This window comes from Massilia sp., assembly GCF_046293535.1.
GTDB lineage: Bacteria > Pseudomonadota > Gammaproteobacteria > Burkholderiales > Burkholderiaceae_D > Telluria.
Genome location: NZ_JBKBOV010000031.1, coordinates 55,146 through 60,594 on the forward strand (window position 1 = coordinate 55,146; position 5,449 = coordinate 60,594).

5 protein-coding genes are annotated in these 5,449 nt (G+C 67.7%); 1 reads left to right on the top strand and 4 read right to left on the bottom strand.

Features of this window, described 5'->3' with window-relative positions:
- Positions 1 to 454, bottom strand: a 454-nt coding sequence (locus tag ACK4S9_RS16270) for a transposase (protein ID WP_409727565.1), incomplete at its 3' end; no start/stop codon positions are given.
- 212 nt (positions 455 to 666) lie between these two features.
- Here ACK4S9_RS16270 and ACK4S9_RS16275 point away from each other — a divergent pair.
- Positions 667 to 2,829, top strand: coding sequence for a TonB-dependent receptor plug domain-containing protein (locus tag ACK4S9_RS16275; protein ID WP_409727568.1), 2,163 nt, complete (start codon positions 667 to 669; stop codon positions 2,827 to 2,829).
- 81 nt (positions 2,830 to 2,910) lie between these two features.
- Here ACK4S9_RS16275 and ACK4S9_RS16280 read toward each other — a convergent pair whose 3' ends face one another.
- The 3 genes from ACK4S9_RS16280 to ACK4S9_RS16290 form a co-directional block, all read right to left on the bottom strand.
- Positions 2,911 to 4,185, bottom strand: a complete 1,275-nt coding sequence (locus ACK4S9_RS16280) for a TCR/Tet family MFS transporter (protein ID WP_409727570.1) — start codon at positions 4,183 to 4,185, stop codon at positions 2,911 to 2,913.
- Between the two features lie 105 nt (positions 4,186 to 4,290).
- Complete coding sequence (locus tag ACK4S9_RS16285) at positions 4,291 to 4,965, bottom strand: HD domain-containing protein (RefSeq protein WP_409727573.1); 675 nt, start codon at positions 4,963 to 4,965, stop codon at positions 4,291 to 4,293.
- On the bottom strand, positions 4,934 to 5,449 hold a 516-nt coding region (locus ACK4S9_RS16290; RefSeq protein WP_409727576.1), incomplete at its 5' end, for a ribonuclease HI family protein. The genes ACK4S9_RS16285 and ACK4S9_RS16290, both read right to left, overlap by 32 nt.

Here is a 5,449-nt window from a genome sequence, read left to right on the forward strand (position 1 = left end):
TTTCGTCGGCCTCGGCAATGCCGCCCAGGCGCTGTGGCTGATCCTGCTGGGGACCTTTCAGGAAGCGGTGGCGCCAGCGAAAGGCGGTGTTGCGGTGCACCCCGACTTCCTTGGCGGCGGCGCGCACCGACGTCGAGTCGAGCACGGTGCCCAGGTAATCGAGCCATTTTTCGCGCAGCCGCAGCCGCGCCAGCGGCGTGCCGCTCAGGTCGTTATAGGTGCGGCCGCAGGCGCGGCAGCGGTAGCGCTGCAGGCCGTTCGCTTGCCCATGCCGGTAGTAACGTTCGCATGCGCAACTGGGGCAGCGACGCATCGCGCCGCCGATCTGGCCGATGAGGGCAATCACCTGGTCCAGCCCGGCAGCGGGATGCAGGGCGGCCAGCGTCTGCAGGCGCTGGGGCAGGTTCAGTGAAGGGAGCCTGGCAAACCACTTCTTGAAATGCGGTGCGCGCATGGTCGTTCCCGTCTGTGGTGACAGGCGTTTGACCATGGAGCAGCTCAGCAGTTCGGCGCTCATCCATAGTTAAGGTTGACAGCGCCTTCTTTTTCGTGGAAGTAAAGATTGCTAGGTCATAGCACTAAAAAGTTCCGTGCAATGTTTACACAGTGCCATTCCCTGGAATATAGTTCTTCACATTAATTGAGCAACTATTTCCGGAGACTGGAATGACACTGCTGCGCCCCCGTAGTCTGGTAGTCCTCATCGCTGGGCTGTGTGCCCACGCAGCCGCCCAGGAGTCCACGGCGGACGCGCCCATCCAGCAGGTCGAGGTGAAAGGGGCGGGCTACGACGCCCGCCGCGACGACACCGCCGCTCGCGTCGTCATCAAGAGCGAAGAGATCGTCCGCTATGGCGACACCGCCGTGGCCGACGTGCTCAAGCGCATTCCGGGCGTGACCGTGACCACAGGCGCCGGGCGCAGCACCCAGATCCGGATGCGCGGCCTGGGTGGCGGCTATACCCAGATCCTGGTGAACGGCGAACGCACCCCCGCGGGCTTCGCGCTCGACACGCTGGCACCCGACATGATCGAGCGCATCGAGGTGCTGCGCGTGGCCACCGCCGAGTTCTCGACCGAGTCGGTGGCCGGCACCATCAACATCGTGCTGCGCAAGAAGGCCAACAAACGCCAGCGCGAGGCCAAGCTCGGCTACCTGCTCTCGAACGACTTCCGTGGCCCGACCTTCAGCACCCAAGTGGGCGACAGCGGCGACAAGTCGTCCTGGGCGCTTTCGGCCAGTGGCAACCACGACAGCTTCTCACGTGAATGGGGCGGCTTCGAGGAGAACACACGGCCGGACGGCGTGGTCGACATGTACCGCACGGTGCACGCGCCGGAACGAGGACACATGAACCGCCTGAACCTGAGTCCGCGCCTGAACTGGACGCTCGACAATGGCGACACCCTGGCGTGGGAGACCATGTTCAACAGCGGGAGCTTCCGCAACCACGGGCATCCTGTCGTTACCACGCTGGTGGGGCGGCCACCGCGCACGCCTGACCTGCATACCTTTGGTGAATTCGACGACAGGATGCTGAAATCGGACCTGAGCTGGACCCGCAACATGGCATCCGGCCTGAAGCTCGACATGAAGTTCGGCGCCGAATGGTCGTCGCGCAAGATGTATGTGGGGCGCCGCGGCACGGGCGCGGACGGCTTGCCGGAGACCGATGGCTTCACGCTCTCCGACACCCACGCACGCGGCGCGAACACAACCGGCAAGGCCACCCGGACCATGGACGGCGGCCACCTGCTGGCGCTGGGCTGGGACCTGCGCGTTGACGAGAACACGGTGATACGTACGGAGCGCGACCGGATACGTGCCTTCGCTCCCGGCCACATGCTGGACGAGGATTTCCGGGCCAACGTCACCCGCGCCGCGTTGTACGCGCAAGACGAGTGGACCATCACCCCGCAATGGTCGATCTACATGGGAGCCCGCTGGGAAGGCGTGCGCACGCGGGTGCTGGGAAATGCGGTCAAGCCGACCCGCGTGCGTTCGGATGTGCTGAGCCCCATCTTGCAGACCCTGTACAAGCTGCCCGGCAAGGACGGCAAGCAGGGCGACCAGGTGCGACTGGCACTGAGCCGCACCTACAAGGCTCCCGACCTGCTCAGCATCGTGCCGCTACGCGCGGAATGGGAAAACAACAGCGCCACCGAAGCCGATTTCCAGGGCAACCCGAAGCTGAAGCCGGAACTGGCCTGGGGCCTGGACGCAGCCTGGGAGCACTACTGGCTTGACGGCGCGATGCTGTCGGTGAGCGGGGCGGTGCGGCGCATCGACGACTACACCAGCAATGAGATTTACTTCGACGGCCTGCGCTGGATTTTCACGCCGGTGAACGACGACCGCGCCACCATGCGCAGCCTCGAGATCGAGACGAAATTTCCTCTCAAGTCGCTGTTCGCCGGCGCGCCGGCCATCGACCTGCGCGCCAGCGTCAGCCGCTATTGGTCGCGGGTCGAATCGGTGCCGGGCCCGTACAACCGCATGGAACAGCAGGTGCCGCTCACGGCCAACCTCGGGTTCGACTACAAGTCCGGCGCACTGGCGGCAGGCGCTAGCGCGGCGCACCGGCGCGGCGGCTATGTGCAGGTCGACGTGAACCGGGGCTTCTATCGGGTCGCCCGCACCGACCTCGATGCCTACGCCGCCTGGACCTTCAACCCAAAGCTCACGCTGCGGGTCGCGGTATCGAACCTGCTGGCGGAAAACAGCTCCTTCGAGCCGAGTTACTACGATCCGGTGTCCGGCCTCGAAAAACGCCGCTGGAACTACCCGAACGAAACCAAGCTGCGCACCACGCTGGAAATGAAGTTCTGAGCTCTCAGGCCCGTCGCGGCACCGCCGCGGCGCCGGCGATCAGGGCGGCGTCAAGGACGGCCGCCAGCACCGGTTCCGGCATCAGGCGCGCAGCTCTTCTTTGCCCTGGCTTTCGCCATGGCTGTCGTGCACGCGGTGGGTACGGAAGTAACGCCAGGCCACCACGACCGCCACCGTCTGCATGGCCGCGCACAGCAGGAAGTGGCTGCCGATGCGCCAGTCGCCCGGCGGCAGGTGGCTGACGCTGGCCAGGATGGCGGTGCCGACGATCGGCGTGATGATCACGCCCAGGCTGCTGATCGATTGTAGCGAGCCCATCAGTTCGCCCTGCTGGCCGGCCGGCGTGGCCTTGGAGACGATCGCCTGCAGCGCCGGCGTGGCGGCAAAGCCGAGCACGTTGCACAGGATGAGCGCGTACATCATCCAGCCCTGGGTCGCCAGGCCATAGCCGAGCAGGGTCAGGGCGCCCGAGGCGATCCCCATCAGCGACAGGCGCACCTCGCCGAAGCGCCGGATCAGGATCGCCAGCAGCCAGGCCTGGACCACGGCGGACACCAGGCCGACGCAGAACATGGCGATGCCGTTGTCGCGCGGCGTCCAGTCGAAGCGGAAGGTGGTGTACAGCACCCAGGTCGACTGCAGCATCATCTGGCCGAAGGTGACCAGGGTGATGACGACGATCAGGCCGCGGATGTCCTGGCGCCGCGCCAGGCGCAGCAGGGCGGCCAGCGGGTTCAGGCGCGCCCAGGAGAAGGGCGGGCGCTGGCCGGGCGCGAGCGACTCGGGCACCATGAAGTAGCCATACACGAGGTTGGCCGCCCCGAGCAGCGCCGCCACGTAGAATGGCAGGCGCAGGTCGTTGTTGCCCAGCAGGCCGCCGAGCATGGGACCGCAGATGAAGCCGAGGCCGAAGGCGGCGCCGATCTTGCCGAAACTTTTGGCGCGATTTTCCTTGGTCGAGATATCCGAGGCGTAGGCCGCGGCCACCGACATGCTGGCCGAGGACATGCCGCCGATCATGCGCCCGACGAACAGCCAGAACAGGCTCGGCGCCCAGGCCGTGACCAGGAAGTTCACGCACATCCCGCCCATCGAATACAACAGCACGGGGCGGCGCCCGACGCGGTCGCTCAGGGCCCCGAGGGCGGGCATGAACAGGAACTGCAGCACGCCGAAGGTCGCGGCCAGCACGCCGAACCACAGGGCCTGGTCGTCGCGCGCCGGCACATACTCCCCGACCAGCAGCGGCATCACCGGCACGATCAGCCCGATGCCGAGCATGTCGATGAAGATGCAGACCAGGACGAAATTCAGCTTGCCTGTGCTGGCGTTCGGTAAGGCGGTCGGGCTGGTCATGGATGCCTCGAAGCGGATGACATCCGGCTATCTTAACACCGTGCAAACTTCAGCCGGCGATCGGGCCGCCGATTTCTCCGCGGGTTTCTCCTTTGCCGCGGCGGCCTAGCCGGGCTGGGCGCCGCTCTCGGCGGCGAACTCCTCGCGGAACGCCATCAGCCGCGCCAGTCTTTCCTCGGCCAGCGCGCGCCCGGCCTCGGTCTGCATCATGCCGGGCAGCCTGGCCAGCTTGACCATGATGTGGTCGAGCGCATAGCTGCGGTCGTCGAACTCGCGCGCGCTGCCGAGCGGATCGCTGGGATGGGCCAGGCTGCTACCCATGCGCCCGGCGATGTAGAACATGCGCGCCAGGCCGACCGCGCCGAGGCCGTCCAGGCGGTCGGCGTCCTGCACGATCTTCGCTTCCAGCGTCTCGGCCGCGATGTTGGCGGAAAAGCTGTGCGCGGCGATGGCATGGGCCACCGCGTCGAGCCGCTCCGGCGGAAAATTCATCCAGGCCAGCTGGTGGCGCGCCAGCCGGGCCGAGCGGGTTGAGGCCTGGGCCCGGTCCGGGTCGCTCTTCGGCAGGTTGACCAGGTCGTGCAGGTAGCAGGCCGCCATCACGACCAGGGCGTCGGCCTCCGGACGCTGCGCCAGCAGGGCCTGGGCATTGCGCCAGACACGCTCGAGGTGGGCGCTGTCGTGGGCGCCGTCGCCGCCGCTACTGCCCGCGGCCAGCGCTGCCAGCCGGGGGCGCCAGGTGGCGAGATCAAGCTTCGGTTCGTCCTTGTTCGGGTGCATGCGTGTCGTCGTCGTGGTGGAGAGGAACGGCGCGCTGCGACAGCGCGTCCGCCTCCAGGTTCTTGTGGCGCGGGATCCAGCGCAGGGTCGTGCCCGGCAGGCGGGCGAGCAGGGCGCGCGCCCGTTCGCGGTAGGGGCGCAGCGCGGCGGCGCTGGCGCTGTCGGGCGCCTGGACGTCGTCGATCACGACCTGGCTGTCGCCCAGGATGGCGAGCGCCGGCACGCCATGTTCGACGGCCGCTTCGAGGACGGCGAGCAGCGCCAGGTATTCCGCTTCGCTGCTGTTGCCGTATCCGGCGTCGCGCGACAGTTCGATGCGCACGCCGCCCGGTCCGGCGAGCACGGCGCCGATGCCGCAGCGTCCGGGGTTGGGCCGGGCCGAGCCGTCGAACCAGGCGCGCCATGCCGGCGTCGCGCCGTCCGCCTTGGCGCGGCGGGCCAGCGCCGCCTCGGCAAGGGCGCGCCGCGCGCTGGCGCCGTGCTC